This window comes from Pseudomonas laurylsulfativorans, assembly GCF_002906155.1.
GTDB classification, from domain to species: domain Bacteria; phylum Pseudomonadota; class Gammaproteobacteria; order Pseudomonadales; family Pseudomonadaceae; genus Aquipseudomonas; species Aquipseudomonas laurylsulfativorans.
The window spans coordinates 113,824-131,273 of record NZ_MUJK01000009.1 but is presented as its reverse complement, the minus strand read 5'-3'; the positions used below and the strand labels follow the sequence as shown (position 1 = coordinate 131,273).

The 17,450-nt window shown below is 61.6% G+C and carries 15 protein-coding genes; 9 read left to right on the top strand and 6 right to left on the bottom strand.

Features of this window, described 5'->3' with window-relative positions:
- Window positions 1-192 precede the first annotated feature (192 nt).
- Together aguA and B0D71_RS23615 are read right to left on the bottom strand one after the other, a co-directional pair.
- Window positions 193-1,299 carry an agmatine deiminase gene (gene aguA / locus B0D71_RS23620; protein ID WP_103396874.1) on the bottom strand — a complete coding sequence of 369 codons (1,107 nt, stop codon included), beginning with the start codon at window positions 1,297-1,299 and terminating at the stop codon, window positions 193-195.
- A gap of 274 nt (window positions 1,300-1,573) precedes the next feature.
- Window positions 1,574-4,486, bottom strand: coding sequence for an aminotransferase (locus tag B0D71_RS23615; protein WP_103396873.1), 2,913 nt, complete (start codon window positions 4,484-4,486; stop codon window positions 1,574-1,576).
- A 189-nt stretch (window positions 4,487-4,675) separates the two neighbouring features.
- On the opposite strand from B0D71_RS23615, the gene rfbC reads away from it, so the two are divergent.
- The 4 genes from rfbC (at window position 4,676) to B0D71_RS23595 (ending at window position 9,010) form a co-directional block, all read left to right on the top strand.
- Window positions 4,676-5,221: a dTDP-4-dehydrorhamnose 3,5-epimerase gene (gene rfbC, locus B0D71_RS23610; RefSeq protein WP_103396872.1), complete on the top strand. Its 546-nt coding sequence runs from the start codon at window positions 4,676-4,678 to the stop codon at window positions 5,219-5,221.
- A 93-nt stretch (window positions 5,222-5,314) separates the two neighbouring features.
- Complete coding sequence (locus tag B0D71_RS23605; protein ID WP_103396932.1) at window positions 5,315-7,123, top strand: sensor histidine kinase; 1,809 nt, start codon at window positions 5,315-5,317, stop codon at window positions 7,121-7,123.
- Complete coding sequence (locus B0D71_RS23600; protein WP_103396871.1) at window positions 7,120-8,514, top strand: sigma-54-dependent transcriptional regulator; 1,395 nt, start codon at window positions 7,120-7,122, stop codon at window positions 8,512-8,514. Before B0D71_RS23605 ends, B0D71_RS23600 begins: the two co-directional genes overlap by 4 nt.
- Before the next feature lie 40 nt (window positions 8,515-8,554).
- Entirely contained in the window at window positions 8,555-9,010 is a 456-nt protein-coding gene (locus B0D71_RS23595) for a YiiD C-terminal domain-containing protein (protein WP_008003181.1), read from the top strand.
- A 183-nt stretch (window positions 9,011-9,193) separates the two neighbouring features.
- On the opposite strand, the gene cysQ is transcribed toward B0D71_RS23595, so the two are convergent.
- Both cysQ and nudE read right to left on the bottom strand, forming a co-directional pair.
- Window positions 9,194-10,021 (bottom strand): 3'(2'),5'-bisphosphate nucleotidase CysQ, encoded by an 828-nt coding sequence (gene cysQ / locus B0D71_RS23590; RefSeq protein WP_103396870.1) that lies wholly within the window; start codon window positions 10,019-10,021, stop codon window positions 9,194-9,196.
- Window positions 10,018-10,584, bottom strand: coding sequence for an ADP compounds hydrolase NudE (gene nudE, locus B0D71_RS23585; protein ID WP_103396869.1), 567 nt, complete (start codon window positions 10,582-10,584; stop codon window positions 10,018-10,020). Before nudE ends, cysQ begins: the two co-directional genes overlap by 4 nt.
- Before the next feature lie 88 nt (window positions 10,585-10,672).
- On the opposite strand from nudE, the gene yrfG reads away from it, so the two are divergent.
- Window positions 10,673-11,335, top strand: a complete 663-nt coding sequence (yrfG, locus tag B0D71_RS23580; protein WP_103396868.1) for a GMP/IMP nucleotidase — start codon at window positions 10,673-10,675, stop codon at window positions 11,333-11,335.
- Between the two features lie 118 nt (window positions 11,336-11,453).
- Here yrfG and lysM read toward each other — a convergent pair whose 3' ends face one another.
- Complete coding sequence (lysM, locus tag B0D71_RS23575) at window positions 11,454-11,894, bottom strand: peptidoglycan-binding protein LysM (protein WP_103396867.1); 441 nt, start codon at window positions 11,892-11,894, stop codon at window positions 11,454-11,456.
- A gap of 128 nt (window positions 11,895-12,022) precedes the next feature.
- Between lysM and B0D71_RS23570 the strand changes: the two genes are divergently transcribed.
- The 4 genes from B0D71_RS23570 to B0D71_RS23555 all read left to right on the top strand — a co-directional run bounded on the left by B0D71_RS23570 (window position 12,023) and on the right by B0D71_RS23555 (window position 16,952).
- Window positions 12,023-12,910 (top strand): LysR family transcriptional regulator, encoded by an 888-nt coding sequence (locus B0D71_RS23570; RefSeq protein ID WP_103396866.1) that lies wholly within the window; start codon window positions 12,023-12,025, stop codon window positions 12,908-12,910.
- A 92-nt stretch (window positions 12,911-13,002) separates the two neighbouring features.
- Window positions 13,003-13,842, top strand: a complete 840-nt coding sequence (gene fdhD, locus B0D71_RS23565; RefSeq protein WP_103396865.1) for a formate dehydrogenase accessory sulfurtransferase FdhD — start codon at window positions 13,003-13,005, stop codon at window positions 13,840-13,842.
- A complete protein-coding gene (locus B0D71_RS23560) occupies window positions 13,839-16,187 on the top strand; it encodes an FdhF/YdeP family oxidoreductase (RefSeq protein ID WP_103396864.1) in 2,349 nt (782 codons plus the stop codon). Before fdhD ends, B0D71_RS23560 begins: the two co-directional genes overlap by 4 nt.
- Window positions 16,188-16,469: 282 nt before the next feature.
- A complete protein-coding gene (locus tag B0D71_RS23555) occupies window positions 16,470-16,952 on the top strand; it encodes a glycine zipper domain-containing protein (RefSeq protein WP_103396863.1) in 483 nt (160 codons plus the stop codon).
- 65 nt (window positions 16,953-17,017) lie between these two features.
- Here the strand turns inward: B0D71_RS23555 and B0D71_RS23550 are convergent, their stop codons facing one another.
- Window positions 17,018-17,440 (bottom strand): acyl-CoA thioesterase, encoded by a 423-nt coding sequence (locus tag B0D71_RS23550; RefSeq protein ID WP_103396862.1) that lies wholly within the window; start codon window positions 17,438-17,440, stop codon window positions 17,018-17,020.
- Between the last annotated feature and the right edge of the window lie 10 nt (window positions 17,441-17,450).

Below are 17,450 nucleotides of genomic sequence, written 5' to 3'. Positions count from 1 at the left end.
AGAACATCGAAGTCCTCCCCCTCCCCGAGTTACAGCAGCAGAGATACAAGAGCTGTGCCAAGGTTTCTGAAGTGTGGGAAAGCGGATACAAAAAAGCCCGCAACCCTTAAGGGCCGCGGGCTCTGTACATCGCTGAAGGCTGATCGACAGCCTGAGGAATTTCGCAATCAACTCAAGCTGTTACAACCTCACTCACTCCTTGTGCGGCGCGGGTTGCTGCTGGGTAAGGCAGTGAATATTGCCACCCCCCAGTAACAGTTCGCGGCCAGGCACCATCACCACCTCATGCTGTGGGAACAGGTTCTGCAGGATTTCCTTTGCCGGGCCATCCTGCGGGTCATCAAAGCACGGCGCGATGATGCCGCCGTTGACGATCAGGAAGTTCACGTAGGAACCGGCCAGACGAACAGTCGGGTTACGTTCCTGAGTACCGTCCACCGGATCGACACCGGCGCACTCTTGCTCGGTCGCAAACAACGGACCCGGGATTGGCATCTTGTGCACCGTGAATGGGCGGCCCTTGGCGTCGGTGCTGCTTTGCAGCACTTTCATCGCGGCCTGGCAGCGCGGGTAGTTCGGGTCCTGCGGATCATCGGTCCAGGCCAACAGCACTTCACCTGGGCGCACGTAGCAGCAGAAGTTATCCACATGGCCGTCGGTTTCGTCGTTGAACAAGCCATCTGGCAGCCAGATGATTTTATCCACAGCCAGGTTCGCACTCAGGACCGCTTCGATTTCCGCGCGGTTCATGTGCGGGTTGCGATTGCGGTTGAGCAGGCATTCTTCGGTGGTGATCAGGGTGCCTTCGCCGTCGACGTGAATCGAACCACCTTCAAGCACGAAGCCTTCAGTGCGGTAGCGCGGGCTGCGCTCGATCTCGAGGATCTTGCCGCCGACCTGCGAGTCGCGGTTCCACGGCGAATACAGGCCGCCGTCGAAGCCGCCCCACGAATTGAAGTCCCAGTTCACGCCACGGACTTCACCCTTGTTATTGATGACAAAGGTCGGGCCGGTGTCGCGGACCCAGGCATCGTCACTGGACATTTCCACTACACGAATATTCGGCACGTCCAGACGGGCACGGGCGTTTTCGTACTGGCCAGCGGAAACCACCACGGTTACCGGTTCGAAACGGGCTATGGCCTTGGCCACTGCCACGTGCGCGGCTTGTGCCGGCTTGCCACCCAGGCGCCAGTTGTCCGGGCGCTCGGGCCAGATCATCCAGGTTTGGGTTTGGGGTGCCCATTCGGCCGGCATGTAGAAGCCGTCGGCGCGAGGGGTGCTGTTCAACGTGGTCATGGCTCAGGACTCCGCAGTGGCATTGATGCCTGACAGAAATGGAAAGCGCAGTGGTACACGCCGTGGACTGCGCCACTTTATATCCGATAAATATCGGCTTTTAAAGCACCATACATCCAGCAATACAAAAACAATCAATAAAAAGCCGATAACAATCGAATTAACACAACTACCCCTGTAGGAGCGAGCTTGCTCGCGATAGCGCTCTTCCAGTCGAAAAATGGTGACTGACATGACCTCATCGCGAGCAGGCTCGCTCCTACAGGGGCTGTGTTTACAGCCCTTGCGCGAGCACCTTCGACAGCATGTCCACGAAGAAATCCACGCTCTGGCGCGAAGTGACCATCGGTGGCTTGATCTTGAGGATGTTCAGGTAATCGCCGGTCGGCTGCATGAAGATCCCCAGTTCACGCAAGCGATCGCACAGCGCGGTGGTTTCTTCGGTGGCCGGCTCCAGGGTTTCGCGGTTGCGGATCAGTTCGACGCCCAGGTAGAAACCGGAACCGTGCACCGCGCCCACTAACGGATGAATATCGATCAAGGCTTCTAGGCGCTTCTTGAAGTGCCCGCCAACGATCTGGGCGTTCTCCCAGAGTTTTTCTTCTTCCATCACATCCAGCACGGCCATGCCGACCTGGCAACTGACCGGGCTGCCGCCAGCAGAGGAGAAGAAGTACCCCTCGGCCTCCAGCGCCTCGGCGATTTCCCGGCGAGTGATGACCGCACCCAGTGGCTGGCCATTGCCCATGCCCTTGGCCATGGTGATGATGTCCGGCACTACGCCCTGCTCTTCGAAGCCCCAGAAGAAATCGCCCATGCGCCCGTAGCCGACCTGCACTTCATCGGCGATGCACACGCCGCCCCGGGCCCTGACCATGCCATAGACCTGCTTCAAGTAGCCCGGTGGCAGCGAGATACCGCCCGCATTGCCATACACCGGTTCGCAGATGAAACCGGCCAGTTGGCGTTTCTGCTCAGCGACTTTCGCCAGGTTGTGTTCGACGCTGCGCACATAATCCGGCGCGCTGTCGGGGCCACGGAATTCACCGCGATAGGTGTTTGGCGCGGTCACCGGGTGCACCCAGTCCGGGCGGCTGCTCAGTGCCTTGGGGTTGTCGGCGATCGAGGTCGACACCGAATCCGCACCGACCGTCCAGCCGTGATAAGCCTCCAGCACGCTGAGCATGTCGCGGCCGCCGCTGTAGGCCCACGCTAGGCGAATCGCCAGGTCGTTGGCCTCGCTGCCGCTGTTGACCAGGAACACGCGGTCCATGCCGTCAGGGGACAGCTTCAGCAACCGTTCGGAGAACTCGGCCACGGCGGCGTAGTTGAAGCGCGAGTTGGTGTTGAGCAACGACCACTGGCGGCTGGCGACCGCTGCCATGCGAGGATGACCGTGACCCAATACTGCGACGTTGTTGAGCATGTCGAGGTAGGAGCGGCCCTGCATGTCGATCAAATGGTTGCGCCAGCCGCGTTCGATGCGCGGCGGGTCGACGTAATAGTGTTTTTGCGTGCGGGCAAAGCTGGCATCGCGGCGGGCCAGCAAGGTCGCTCCGTCGAGCTCGACTTCGGCATCACAGGCCAGCCCCAGCAATGCTGCCGGCGATGGACACAACGCTTGCCAGGCCGCCGCGCGCGACGGTGCACAGAACAACGGCGCATCGATCGAAGCGCCACGGCACAACTGCACGATCAAAGGCCCGTTGACCGAGCCCAGTACCTGGCCTTTGACTAGGGCCGCGCCGCTGTGCAGCGACGGCGTGACGCCCCAAAGCCGCACACTCAACTGCGGGCCGTCCAGTTGCAGCAGGCCCGCCGATGGGTGATGCACCACCCCGGCAAACGGCGCTTCGACCGCCGTGCCCTGAGGCACGCGCAACTCGACGTGCAACGGGCAAGTGTCCGGTTCAGTGGCGCTGTCCGGGCGGGTATGGGACAGCCGGAATTGTCCGTAGCGGCTGGCCGCCAGGCCATGTGCCGCGGCCGCTTCATCCAACAGGCGCTGATCGACGCCCTCCTGCTCCCAGTTCCCGGCCTCGAAATGCGGGCTGAGCACACCCAGGTCGATCAAGGCGAACTCTCGCCCCACCAGGCTCGGCAACAGCGGCGCGAAGCCTTCGCTGCCAATGGTGGGCAGATTGTGGCCGACGGCCGTGAGGATCGCCGCTTCCATCAACGCCAACGGCACCGACGTGGCCACACGGAAGATTTCCCATTCATGGACCAGATTATCGCGGCTGTAGGCATTGCCCGGGTCGATGCTGACCTGCTGTTCGCCACTGAGCACCAACACCGCCGCGCGGGCGACGATCAGCGGCCACAGCGCCAGCAGTTCTTCGTGTTGCAACGGGTTGACCGCGTGATACGCCTGAATTGCCGGCAAAATGCAGAACGGATCGCCCTCGCCATGATGCAGCAGCGCGGCGCAGGTCACCGACAGATCGGTAATGCGCCAGGTGCGCACCAGGTCGCCGAAATCGATCACGCCTTGCAATTGCCAATGGCGTTGCGCATCGCGCTGCCAGACCACGTTGTCGTCGGTGATGTCCATGTGAATGGCCTGCACCGGCAGCTTGGCTTCCAACGGCTGCAAATGCCGTTCAGCTTGTTCGGACGCTTCGACGATCAGTTTGCGCCGGGCTTCATCCTTGATCACCGGCAGCAAGTGCGCGATCAGGGCATGAGCATGGCGGGCGTCCCACTGCAGGGTTCGCACCAGACCTGGATGGTCGAAATCCGCCAGGGCCAGGTCCATCTCGCCACACAGGCGGCCGAAACCGGACACCACCGTCGGGGTGAAATACTCGAGACTGGTCAGCGGCTGACCCTCGATGTAATCGAGCAGGCGAACGTGTACCGCCTGGCCACCCACATCCAGAGACAGCAGGTCTGCGCCGTTTTTTGCCGCGATAACACGCGGCACATGGACATCGGGGTGCGTGCCCAGGTGCTTGAGCCCGGCATGTTGTGCCTGCAGCTCCAGTACCGAGTAGTCGCCACGGCAGATTTTCAGGACGAACCGTCCCTGCTCACTGTCGACGCGGTAGTTGAGGTCTTGCTGGCTGCCGAGAGCCTGCAACTTTCCGCTGAACCCGTAATGTTCTTCCAGCAGCTCTAGCGCTTGCTCCGCAGACACTTGCGGGCTGGGCAAACTGGCGCGATGAATCAACGTGGCGAGCGGCATACAACGACCCCTGAAATTTTATTAGGCGCCTATATCGCCACTGCTTCGAGCGATACGCAACCCCCCGGGGCCGGCACTGGTCGTTTGCATGGGCTGGACAGGCCTGTAGATTTTTACTCGACCACTCGCCCCCGTCGGCGCTTTGCGCAAGAATGGCGGCCATTAAACGCATGCTGCTGGAGAGCCACCATGAATGTAGTAACCACCAACCTGCCCGGTGTTCTGATCCTCGAACCCAAGGTCTTTGGTGACGAACGTGGTTTCTTCTACGAAAGTTTCAACGCCAGGGCCTTCAAAGAGGCCACCGGACTGGACACCGAATTCGTTCAAGACAATCACTCCCGTTCACAGAAGGGCGTGCTGCGCGGCCTGCATTACCAGCTGGAAAATACCCAGGGAAAACTGGTCCGCGTCACGGTGGGTGAAGTGCTGGACGTGGCCGTAGACATCCGTCGCAGCTCGCCGCATTTCGGTAAATGGGTCGCTGTGCGCCTGTCCTCCGACAACCATCGTCAGCTCTGGGTCCCGGAAGGTTTCGCCCACGGGTTCGTCGTACTGAGCGAATTTGCCGAGTTCCTGTACAAAACCACCGACTATTACACGCCATCGGCCGAGCGCAGCATTCGCTGGGACGACCCGGACCTGGCCATCGACTGGCAACTGGAAGGCACGCCGCAGCTGTCGGCGAAAGATCAGGCCGGCGTATTTTTCAAGGATGCCGACGTCTTTGCCTGAAAGACCGGCTCAAGCCCGTCTATCAAGATGCACCTGACCCAAGGCGTGCAAGCCTAGGCATAATGCGCCTGTACCCACAGGCGCCTGATGCTCATGACTCCGACCCTTCCCCCCAGACCCCGTTGGCGCAGCCTGGCCCTGCTGGCACTGTGCCTGGCACCCTTGCTGTGGCCGCTGGAGCATCTGGCCGAGCGTTATTACCGCAGCGAGCTGGCCAGTCAGAATCGTCAGACCCTCGACCTCTATGTCGCCAACCTGTTGGGCACCCTGCACCGCTATGAAGTGATGCCGCAGATCCTCGGCGACCTGCCAGCCCTGCGCGCCGTGCTCGGTGCACCGGACGATGGCGTCACCCAGGGCAACGCCAACCGCCTGCTGAAAAATATCGCCACCCAGACCGGTGCCGAAGTCATGTACCTGATGGACGCCACCGGCAAGACACTGGCCGCCTCCAACTGGGACAAACACGACAGTTTCGTCGGGCGCAATTTTTCCTTCCGGCCGTATTTCAGCGAAGCCATGGCCGGCAAGCTCGGGCGCTTTTTCGGCCTGGGCACGACCTCCGCCAAGCGCGGTTACTTCTTCGCCGCCGGCGTGCGCGACGGCGAAAAAATCGTTGGCGTGCTGGTGGTCAAGGTCGACCTCGACCACACCGAAAGCCTCTGGGGCAAAACCCCGGAACAGCTGCTGCTGACCGACCACAATGGCGTGGTCATTCTCACCTCGCGACCAGAGTGGCGATTCCGCTCGACCCGTCCGTTGAACGAGGAAGAAAGCAAAGCCATCACGGCGATCCAGCCCTATCCAACCCGCGATCCAAAACCGCTGAAGCTCAACCCCAATGCCTGGCTGACCCAAACCCAGCAGATTGCTGAAACCGGCTGGGACGTCAGCATCCTCGCCCCGCGCACCTTGATCGACCGCCCGGTGCGCACGGTGGTGGCCATCGGTGGCGCAGCGTTGCTGGTGTTGATGCTGCTGCTCGGCCTGATGATGCAACGCCGTCGCCATTACCTCGAACGCATTGCTTTCGAAGCCAAGGCCCGTCGCGAGCTGGAAGGTCGGGTCGCCGAGCGCACCAGCGATCTCGAGGGCCTGAACCGACGCCTGAAACAGGAAGTGCTGGAACGCGAACAGGCCCAGCAGGAACTGGTACGCGCCCAGGATGATCTGGTGCAGGCGGGCAAATTGTCGGCACTGGGCACGATGTCAGCGAGCATCAGCCACGAACTCAATCAGCCACTGGCAGCGATTCGCAGCTACGCGGAAAACGCCGAAGTGCTGCTCGATCACCAGCGCACCGACGATGCCCGCGGCAACCTCAAGCTAATCAGCGAATTGACTGGCCGCATGGCCTCGATCATCGCCCACCTGCGTGCCTTCGCCCGGCGCGACCGCCACGCCCCGGAAAGCGTTGCCCTGCAACCGGCGCTGGACGATGCCCTGGCCTTGCTGGCCAAGCGTCGACGCAGCATGGACGTCGAGCTGATCCGTGATCTGCCCGCCGCCACCCTGTGGGTCGAGGCCGGGGAAACCCGCCTGCGCCAGGTGCTCGGCAATCTGCTGGCCAACGCCCTGGATGCCCTGACGGAAAAAGGCCCGCCACGTAAACTCTGGCTAAGTGCCCAATCCACGGCCGATGGCGTCAACCTGTACATTCGCGACAATGGTCCTGGCTTTTGCATGGAAGCCCTGGGGCGCGCCAGTGAGCCGTTCTACACCACCAAGACCCGCACCCAGGGCCTGGGTTTGGGGCTGGCGATTTGCGAAACCTTGATGCGCGCCTTCGGTGGTGAACTGTCGTTCGCCAACCACAAGGAAGGCGGCGCCCTGATTACCCTGAAGCTGCGCGCAGGCGCACCGGGCGTGAGCCTGCAACCGTCCGAGGACCGAAGTGCATGACCATCGACAATCGCATTCAGGTCGTGTTGATCGACGACGATCCCCACCTGCGCCAGGCCCTGAGCCAGACGCTGGATCTGGCCGGCCTGAAAATCCTGCCGCTGGCCGAAGCCAAGGGCCTGGCCGCGCAACTGGAGCGTGACTGGCCGGGTGTGGTGGTCAGCGACATCCGCATGCCCGGCATGGACGGTCTGGAACTGCTGACCGAACTGCACGCCCAGGACCCCGAGCTGCCGGTGCTGTTGATCACCGGTCACGGCGATGTGCCGCTGGCGGTGCAGGCCATGCGCGCCGGGGCCTATGATTTCCTGGAAAAACCCTTCGCCAGTGACGCCCTGCTCGACAGCGTGCGTCGCGCATTGGCCCTGCGCCGGCTGGTACTGGACAACCGCAGCCTGCGGCTGGCCTTGAGCGATCGCAATGAACTGAGCACCCGCCTGGTTGGCCACTCACCTTCGATGCTGCGCCTGCGCGAGCAGATCGGCGCCCTGGCCGCGACCAAGGCCGATGTGTTGATCCTCGGCGAAACTGGCGCGGGTAAAGAAGTCGTGGCGCGAGCGCTGCACGATTTATCGAACCGTCGCAACGGACCGTTCGTGGCGATCAATGCCGGCGCCCTGGCCGAATCGGTGGTCGAAAGCGAGCTGTTCGGTCATGAGCCCGGCGCCTTCACCGGCGCGCAGAAACGCCGCATCGGCAAGTTCGAATTTGCCAACGGCGGCACGCTGTTCCTCGATGAAATCGAAAGCATGAGCCTGGATGTACAGGTCAAACTGCTGCGCTTGCTGCAAGAACGGGTGGTCGAACGCCTGGGCGGCAATCAACTGATTCCGCTGGACATCCGCATCATCGCCGCGACCAAGGAAGACCTGCGCCAGGCAGCCGATCAAGGGCGTTTCCGTGCCGACCTGTACTACCGTCTGAACGTTGCGCCGCTGCGGATTCCACCACTGCGCGAACGGGGCGAAGATGCGCTGATGCTGTTCCAGCATTTTGCCGATGAAGCCAGTGCCCGCCACGGTTTGCCGCCCCATGAACTGCAACCTGGGCAACGTGCCTTGCTGTTGCGCCACGCTTGGCCCGGCAACGTTCGCGAGCTGCAAAACGCCGCCGAGCGTTTTGCCCTCGGGCTGGAGCTGGCCCTCGACAACAACTCACCGGATAGCAGCGCTGGCAACAGGGTCGAAGTCGTCAGCGGCGGATTGAGCGAGCAAGTGGAGAACTTCGAAAAAACACTCATCGCCGCCGAACTGGCGCGCTCGCACAGCTCCGTGCGCAGCGTCGCCGAAGCCCTCGGCATTCCGCGCAAGACACTGCACGACAAGCTGCGCAAACACGGTCTGAGCTTCGCCGACGGTGGCGCCTCGGCCCACCCTGACGACCTCGACTGAGCCACCGTCCAACCATCCACTTGAAGCAAGAGGCCCCTGAATGAGCCGCGACAGTCGACAACTGGAATCAGTCCTCCATCACGACATTCCCCTCACCCGGGACATGGGCCTCAAAGTGCTCGACTGGCATGACCAGCAACTGCGCCTGCACTTGCCGCTGGAAGCCAACGTCAACCACAAGAGCACCATGTTCGGCGGCAGCCTGTATTGCGGCGCGGTCCTGGCCGGCTGGGGCTGGCTGCATTTGCGCCTCAAGGAAGAAGGCATCACCGACGGGCACATCGTGATTCAGGAAGGACAGATCAGCTATCCGCTGCCGGTGACGGGCGATGCCAACGCCATTTGCCAGGCGCCGGATCCGGTGATCTGGAAGAAATTCCTGACCACCTTCCAGCGATACAGCCGAGCGCGGTTGACGCTGCATACGCGGGTCGTCAATGAAGGCCGTGATGAGGATGCGGTGAGGTTCGTCGGGCAGTACGTACTGCACCGCTGAATGTGAGGGTGTTGTACAACCTGTGGCGAGGGGGCTTGCCCCCGTTGGACGGCGCAGCCGTCCAAAAACCAGCATCCGCGGAGTATCAGGTAATCCGCATGCAACGGTTTTACGACTGCTTCGCAGCCGAACGGGGCGGTGCGGCGGTCCGACAAGCCCCCTCGCCACAAAGTTAAGGTGATTTCAGGAGCGGGCCAGTTCCAGCAGCTTCTCCCGCCATGCCGCCTTCGCCGGCAACGCCAGAAAGAACGCGTTCAACAGCGATTCCCGCGGCGGATAACTGAACGGCTCGCCGCTCAACTCCAGCACCTCACCGCCGGCGCCTTCCAGCACGCCTTGTGCCGCCGCCGTGTCCCACTGCGAAGTCGGTGCCAGGCGCGGATAGCAATCCGCCGCCCCTTCGGCCAGCAGGCAAAACTTCAGCGAACTGCCGATATTGGCCAGTTGCAGCTCACCAAGGCTTGCGCTCAAACCCGCCAGCAAACGCTCCTGCTCGGGGCTCGAATGGCGACGGCTGGCCACCACGGTGAATGACTCACCTGGCGCTAGCGCATCACGCACCTTGATCGCCACGGGCGTGCCACCTTTATCGCCACGCCAGGCACCGAGGCCGGCGCCACCGACATAGAAACGACCGTTGGTCGGCATCGACACCACGCCGAACACCACTCGACCATTTTCGATCAGGGCGATGTTGACGGTGAACTCTTCGCTGCCGCTGATGAACTCCTTGGTGCCGTCCAGCGGATCGACCAACCACCAGCGCTGCCATCCAGCCCGCACGCTTTGGGGAATGTTCGCGTCCTCTTCGGAGAGCACCGGGATGCCCGGATCGAGCGCCGTCAGCCCGGCCAGGATCAGGTGGTGCGCGGCCAGGTCAGCAGCGGTCACTGGCGAATCATCAGCCTTCGCCGTGACGGCGGTGCCTGTGCGCCAGAACGGCAGGATCGCATCACCGGCCTGCAAGGCCAGCTCGATGACCGGTGCCATCAACGGATGCGGGAAATTCATGGCTGGAACGCTCCGCGTTGAGTCAACAGATCTCGGGCCAGATACAGCGCCGCCAAGGCACGGCCTTCGGTAAATTGCGGGTTTTGCGCCAGCGCCGAGAGTTCACGCAGATTGACCTTGTCCACCCGCATCGGCTCGGGTTCGTCGCCCTCCAGACGCTCTTCGTAGAGGTCAGTGGCCAGCACCACCTGGATCTTCTGGCTCATGTAACCAGGGGACAGCGACAGCTCGGTCAGGTGCTCCAGTTGCCGCGCGCCGAAACCGGCCTCTTCCTTGAGTTCACGCTCGGCCGCCGCGAGCACGTCTTCGCCCGGTTCAATCAAGCCCTTGGGCAACGACATTTCATATTCATCCGTGCCGCCGCAATACTCCTCGACCAGCACCGCATGCTCGGCATCGAGCATCGCCACGATCATCACCGCGCCGTACCCGGCACCCTTGCCGACCAGCCGTTCATAGGTGCGTTCCACACCGTTGGAAAAGCGCAACTTCAGCTCTTCGACGCAGAACAATCGACTGGTGGCGACAATTTCGCGGGCGAGTATGGTGGGTTTCTGGCGCATGCAAAGCTCCTTGGCGTGAACGCGCTACTATAACGCGGCTTTCCCGATTGTTTACGCCAGAAATCTTTCTACTGCCCGAGACGTTGCCATGCCTTCATTACCCTGGTCCGACATCGATACCGTTCTGCTGGACATGGACGGCACGCTGCTGGACCTGCATTTCGACAACCACTTCTGGATGGAGCACCTGCCCCAGCGTTACGCCGAACTGCACGGGGTCAGCCGGGCCATGGCCGAGATGGAACTGCAGCCGTTGTTCGAGCGCAATGCCGGCCAGTTGCAGTGGTACTGCCTGGACTTCTGGAGTGCCGAACTGAAGCTGTCGGTGCGCGACCTGAAACTGGAAACCGCCCATCTGATCGCCCTGCGACCGGATGCCGACACCTTTCTGGCGGCGATCAAACGGGCCGGCAAACGCGTGGTGCTGATCACCAATGCCCATCGGGATGCGCTGTCTTTGAAGCTGGAAAAAATCGAACTGGCGCCGTACTTCGAGCGTTTGATCAGTTCCCATGACTACGGCTTCCCCAAGGAAAGCCCGCAGTTCTGGGATGCGTTGCAAGCCGATATCGATTTCGACCCGGCGCGCAGCCTGTTCATCGACGACACATTGCCGATCCTGCGCAGCGCACGGGACTTTGGCGTCGCGCATTTGCTGGCCGTGCGGGAGCCGGACAGCCGCAAGGGGCCGAAGGATACGGCGGAGTTTGCGGCGGTTGGGGATTATCGGGATTTGATTGCCGGTCTTTAGACCCGGCGCGGTCATTGTGGCGAGGGGGCTTGCCCCCATTCGGCTGCGCAGCAGTCCTAAAATTTTGGGGCCGCTGCGCGACCCAACGGGGGCAAGCCCTCTCGCCACAGGTTTTGTATTACTCAGGAATCCGCAACGACTGCCCCGGATAGATCTTGTTCACGTCCTTGAGCATCGGCTTGTTGGCATCGAAGATTTTTTGATACTTGTTGGCATCACCATACACGGCCAGGGATATGGCGCTGAGGGTGTCGCCCTTTTTCACGACCACGAAGCGCGCAGCAGCCACTACGGGCCCGGTCACAGTGATCTGATCATCCACGCTGCCAACCCCGGCAATATTGCCCACGGCCAGCAGGATCTTTTCCTTTTCTTCCTGGCTCGCCACTTCACCGGTCACCGTGACCTTGTCGCCATCGACCGTCGCCTGCACATTCGGGTTGCCCAGACCGACCTTGCTGATGTGTTCCTTCAACTGCTCACTGGCATTGGCGTTGCCTGGTGTGAGCAGATCCAGCAGTTTTTCGCCTGCTTCTTTCACAAAGCTCAAAAGACTCATGGTGCACTCTCCTTGGGTTTGGGGTTCCAGACGCAAAAGCCTAGACCACGGCCGTCACTTGCGAATCCAACCCGACCAATGACCCCGCTTGCGATAGAATCGCGCCCTTCCCGCGCCCAGGAGCGAAGATGGACATCAAGCAGCTGAAATTCCTCATCGCGCTCGACGAAACCCGCCATTTCGGCCAGGCCGCCGCACGCTGCCACATCACTCAGCCGACTCTGTCCATGCGCCTGCGTAGCCTCGAAGAAGAACTCGAACTGCCGCTGGTCAATCGCGGTCAACGCTTCGAAGGCTTTACGGCACCGGGCGAGCGCGTGCTGGCGTGGGCGCGCACGGTGCTGGCGGCCTACGACGGCTTGTACGCCGAGGCGGCCGCCTGTCGTGGCAATCTGGTCGGTACGTTGCGCCTGGGAGTGGTGCCGCTGTCGAGCTTCGATCCGCTGCCGCTGCTGCAGCGCCTGCACGGGGAGCATCCGAACCTGCGTTTTGAACTCTCGGCACTGAGTTCCGAGCAGATCCTCGAACAACTGGCAAACAATCGCCTGGACCTCGGTGTTTCCTACCTGGAACGCCTGGACGCCGACCATTTCGACTCCCTGGCTTTCAGCGAAACCCGCATGGGGCTGCTCTACGATCAACGCTTCTTCACCTTTGGCGAAGCGCCATTGAGCTGGGAATCATTGATCGAGCTGCCACTGGGCATGCTCACCAGCGGCATGCACTTTCGCCAATCCATCGACCATAACTTCCACAGCCGCGGCCTGACCCCACAACCCTTGTTGCAGACCGATGCTGTCCATCAACTGTTACAAGCGGTGCACGGCGGCCTGTGTTGCGCGGTGATGCCATTGGACGGTGGCCTCGAAGAACTGACCGAACATTTGCGCCTGCAACCGATCGAAAACGCCCAGACCCTTGGCCGCCTGGGGCTGATCATGCGTCGCAGCGCGCCACGCTCGGCGCTGGCAGAGGCCTGTTTCGCGATCTATCAGCAATCACAGATGAACTCTTGATCGACGGCATCTATCGGTAGATCAGTAATAGCAATTAGACGCGACAGTTTGCCGCGCCTAGTCTTAAAGCTGATCAAACCGTGGGTGATGCCATGAACACCAAGCGCCCTGCCTGCGCGGCGCCTGCCCTCGAAACGCCCGCGCCCGCCGCCAGCCAGACGTACAGCTATAGCAACCTTGAATACTTGGAATCGGACAGCACCGCGCTGGCCGAGGAAGTCGCGTTGGCGATTGCCTACAACGGCATCAGCCAGGCGGTCATGCTGGTGACGCCGACGGACCTGGAAGACTTCATTGTCGGTTTCAGCCTGGGCAGCGGCATCATCGAGGACGCCACGGACATTTATGACCTGCAACTGAGCGGCTCAGGATCGGCGCAATACGCGCAAGTGACCATCGCCAACCGCGCCTTCTGGAACCTCAAGCAGCAACGTCGGCAACTGGCCGGCACCAGTGGCTGCGGGTTGTGCGGCGTGGAAGCGGTCGAGCAGGCACTGCCGGACCTCAAGGTGTTGCCCGGCGCACCCTTGCCGCCCGCCGCCTGGCTCGAAGGCCTGCGCCAGCGCATCGGCGCGTTCCAGCCACTGGGGCAACACAGCGGCGCGGTGCACGCGGCAGTGTTCATGAACGACCAGGGCGAGTTACTGCTGGGCCGCGAAGACATCGGCCGGCACAACGCCCTCGACAAGTTGATCGGTGGTCTTGTCCGCCAAAACATCCCGACTGCGGGTGGCCTGGTGATTGTCACCAGCCGCTGCAGCCTCGAATTGATCCAGAAAGTCCTGCGCGCCGGCATCCAGACCCTGGTCAGCCTGTCGTCCCCCACTGGCCTTGCCGTGCAATGGGCCCGTCGCCACAACCTCAACCTCATCCATCTGCCACAGAAGAATGCGCCGCGGGTCTACAGCCCAACGTTGGAGAAACAAGCGTGAGTCAACACCGTCAAGCCGACCAGACACCTGTCCCTCGCTACAAGCCCTACAAAGGCCCGGCCGGTGGCTGGGGCGCACTGATCAGCGTCGCCCAGGCCTGGTTGACCAGCGACAACGCGCTGAAGAACCTGCGCATCATGCTCAAGACCAACCAGAACGGTGGCTTCGACTGCCCAGGTTGCGCGTGGGGCGACTCACCCGAAAAGGGCATGGTGATGTTCTGCGAGAACGGCGCCAAAGCGGTGAACTGGGAAGCGACCAAACGCCGTGTCGATGCCAAATTCTTCGCCAAACACAGCGTCACCTCGCTGCTGGAGCAGAGCGATTATTGGCTCGAGTATCAGGGTCGTCTGACCGAGCCGATGAGCTATGACGCACAAACCGACCGCTACAAGCCGATCAGTTGGGATGACGCGTTCGCGCTGATCGCCAAACACCTCAATGGCTTGTCGAACCCGGATCAGGCCGAGTTCTATACCTCGGGGCGTGCCAGCAACGAAGCGGCGTACCTCTATCAGTTGTTCGTGCGCGCCTACGGCACCAACAACTTCCCTGACTGCTCGAACATGTGCCACGAGGCCAGCGGTGTGGCGCTGTCGCAAAGTGTTGGCGTCGGCAAAGGCACCGTGACATTCGACGATTTCGAACACGCCGATGCGATTTTCGTCTGGGGCCAGAACCCCGGCACCAACCACCCGCGCATGCTCGAGCCATTGCGTGAAGCGGTGAAACGCGGCGCACAAGTGGTGTGCATCAACCCGCTCAAGGAGCGCGGCCTGGAACGTTTCCAGCACCCGCAGCACGCGATCGAAATGCTCACCAACGGCGACAAGCCGACCAACACCGCATTCTTCCGCCCGGCCCTAGGCGGTGACATGGCGATCATGCGCGGCATGGCGAAATTTCTCTTACTGTGGGAACGCGACGCACAGAAAACCGGTGAACCGGCGGTGTTCGACCATGACTTCCTCAATGAGCACGGCGCCAATGTGCTGGAGTACCTGGCGACTATCGACGAGACGCCGTGGGAGCAGATCGTCGAGCAATCGGGCCTGACGCTGGTAGAGATCGAACAAGCGGCGCGCATGTACGCCAAGGGCAAGAACGTCATCATGTGTTGGGCCATGGGCATCACCCAGCATCGCCATTCGGTGGCGACCATCCAGGAAATCGCCAACCTGATGCTGCTGCGCGGCAACATTGGCCGCCCGGGTGCCGGCCTGTGCCCGGTACGCGGCCACAGCAACGTGCAGGGCGACCGGACCATGGGTATCAACGAGCGTCCGCCGGTGGCGTTCCTCGATGCCTTGGAGCGTCGCTTCCAGTTCAAGGTGCCACGCCACAACGGACACAACGTGGTCGAGGCCATTCATGCGATGGCTGAAGGCCGGGCGAAAGTCTTCATCGGCCTGGGCGGCAACTTCGCCCAAGCCACGCCGGACAGCCCGCGCACCTTCCAGGCTTTGCAAAACTGCGACCTGACCGTGCAGATCAGTACCAAGCTCAACCGCAGCCATTTGACCCACGGCAAGGACGCGCTGATCCTGCCGTGCCTGGGCCGCACCGACATCGATATCCAGACCGAAGGCCCGCAAGCGGTGACCGTCGAAGACTCGTTCAGCATGGTCCACGCCTCCAACGGTCAGTTGCAGGCGTTGTCGAACCAGATGCGTTCAGAACCGGCGATCCTGGCCGGTATCGCCGCCGCGACCCTGGGCAACCACCCGGTGGACTGGAACTGGCTGGTGGCCGATTACCGTCGCATCCGCGACCTGATTGCCGAGACCATTCCCGGCTTCAAGGACTTCAATGAGAAGGTCAAGAACCCGGGCGGTTTCTACCTGGGCAACAGTGCCGGCGCGCGCAAGTGGAACACCGCCTCGGGCCGGGCCAATTTCCGCCCGAACGCGCTGCCCAAAGACCTGGTGCACGAACGCACCCGCGCCACCGGTGTGCTGCCGGACCTGATCATGCAGTCGATGCGCTCCCACGATCAGTACAACACCACGATCTATGGTCTCAACGACCGCTATCGCGGGGTGAAGGGACAACGCGACGTGTTGTTCGTCAACGAGGCCGACATTATTCGCCTGGGCTTCAAGCCAGGACAGAAGGCGGACATCGTTTCGCTCTGGGACGATGGCGTGGAACGTCGGGTGAAAGGCTTTACGCTGCTGGCGTTTGATATCCCTGCCGGGCAAGCGGCGGCCTACTATCCGGAAGTGAATCCGCTGGTGCCGCTGGAAAGCACCGGGGATGGCAGCGATACACCAACATCGAAGTTTGTGGCGATCCGGTTGGTAGCGGCGAGTGAGACTGGGTTGATCATGGCCAGGTCGGCGTAATCTGTTGTCTCAACTGGCCTCATCGCGAGCAAGCTCGCGATGAGGCCAGACCAATCACCAAAAACTGCAGACCCTGCACTTTCCTTTCGCCCACAAAAAAGGCCGTTCTCTCACGAAAACGGCCTTTGCGAAGTAGTAAAAGACCGGCAAAAAAACGTTAAGTTCCGCCCAAAAAACAGTAACTTGCAATATTGTATACAGGTCGTGTTATTCGTCGGATTTCGATTGTCACGCCCATTCCAGAGCCTCAGGATCGCGCCGTCATCCCCTTGAGGTTCCTCCATGAAGTTCTCCTCGATTCTCTTGTTGTCCCTTGGCCTGGTCAGCGGTTTTGCGTCTGCTGGCGGCACCACCGAAGCCGGTGTAGGCGGCGCATTGGGCGGGGTCTTGGGCTCAGTCGTCGGCCAGTCGTTAGGCGGTAATACAGGTTCCACCATCGGCGCGGCCCTGGGTGGCGCGGGTGGTAGCGCCGTCGGCGCAAACAAACACAGCCGTGGCGAAGCAGCCATTGGCGGTGCGTTGGGTGCAGCAGGCGGTAACGTAGTCGGCCGCAGCGTTGGCGGCACCACCGGCAGCCTGATTGGCGCTGCAGCAGGCGGTGGCGCCGGTGGCGCACTGGGTAACTACATGGGCAAAGAGTACGATGATGAAGGCGACGATCGTCGTTCGTATCGCGGCCATGACGATCGTCGCTACTACCGCGGCCATCCGGGCCGCGGCCATGCCTATGGCCATCGCAAACACCACAAGCACTACCGCGACTAAGGCCTCGAGCGCCTCGCCGGTAGGTACAACAAAAATCGCAGCCCAAGGGCTGCGATTTTTTTGCCTTACTGAACCACCAGCCGCTCCAGCGCCCCGCGCAACCCTGCCGGAATCGCTACGGGCCGATTCGACGCTCGATCGACAAACACATGCACAAAGCGCCCTGCCGCGCAGGCTTCGTCTTCCCCTTGCTTGAACACAGCCAGTTCGTATTGCACCGAACTGTTGCCCAGCTTGCCCACCCGCAGACCGATCTCGATGCGATCCGGGAAAGCAATGGAGGCAAAGTAATCACAGGCCGAGCTCACCACGAACCCCACCACCTCACCGTCATGGATATCCAGGCCGCCGACTTCGATCAGGTAGGTGTTCACCGCCGTATCGAAGAAGCTGTAGTAGGTGACGTTGTTGACGTGACCGTAGACGTCGTTGTCGTGCCAGCGGGTGGTGATGGGCTGCAAGAGGGGGTAGTCGGTGCGTTGGGGCATCAGTGTTGCT